The sequence below is a fragment of the Peribacillus sp. P4_C12 genome (assembly GCF_056402095.1).
Genome location: NZ_JBFUIB010000938.1, coordinates 1 through 983, shown reverse-complemented (window position 1 = coordinate 983; position 983 = coordinate 1). Strand labels below are relative to the sequence as shown.

Genomic DNA, 983 nt, shown 5'->3' with positions numbered 1-983 from the left:
CATTTCTTTTGGGGTATTCGATACAAAAAACCACAGTAAAAAAATTGCAACCGCACCCGGAATAGCAAGAACATAGAATACCGGTCTCCAATCCCCCCCAAAAAAGTAGAAAGAGATACTAGTGACTATAACTGGCACAATTGCGGGAGCAACCGCCCATGAAGTTGCGAAAAAAGAAGTGGCTCTTCCTTTTTCATTTTGAGGAAACCAGTTGTTTATTGCCCGAATCGCTGGGGCAAAATGATGTCCTTCTCCAAATCCTAAGCCAATACGTAATAATAAAAACTGGGTGAAGTTTTTGACAGCTCCTGTTAAGGCTGTAATAACAGTGAATACAAATATTGCAATGTACATAACCTTTTTAGGACCAATTTTATCAGCAAGATAACCAGCGCTTATTTGAGCAGCAGCATAAGCAAAGAAAAACACGGATGCAAGTTGGCCTACTTCGACTGGGGTTAAGTTTAAATCTTCCTGAATAAATGGAAGGAAGGTTAAGACTGCCATCCTATCAAAATAATTAATAATATAGACCAGCCAAAGAACGACAAGAACGACATAACGGTAGTTCCATGCTTTTTTCACAATTTTATTCAATTTGATCGCTTCCTCTACATAGATTATGGTAAATCAATCCGCAATAAATAATTAGAAATGCTTTACTACTAAATAGTGTGAAATTTTAATTAAGCAGAAGATTCTTCAACTCGGCCTTTAAAACTTTGCCTGCCGAATTACGAGGAAATTCTTCTACGAATTGAATTTCTGTTGGGACCTTATAATTGGCTAAATATTCGGAAACAAAATCTTTTATTTCTTGCTTTTCAATGGTTTCATCAGCCTTGGGTATGATAAAGGTTTTTACGACTTCGCCCCAGAGAGGATCTGGAATTCCTACTACAGCGGCTTCTAATACTTTTGGATGATTATATAAAACATTTTCTACTTCAATCGAGAATATTTTTTCCCCACCACGGTTTATC

General features: G+C 36.9%; 2 protein-coding genes. Both read right to left on the bottom strand.

The genetic code is table 11. The annotated features are described in order from the left end of the window. A partial coding sequence (locus AC1DUW_RS30415) for an MFS transporter (RefSeq protein WP_477644389.1) occupies positions 1-597 on the bottom strand: 597 nt, incomplete at its 3' end. 85 nt (positions 598-682) lie between these two features. Further along, positions 683-983, bottom strand: a 301-nt coding sequence (locus AC1DUW_RS30410) for an AMP-binding enzyme (RefSeq protein WP_477644388.1), incomplete at its 5' end; no start/stop codon positions are given.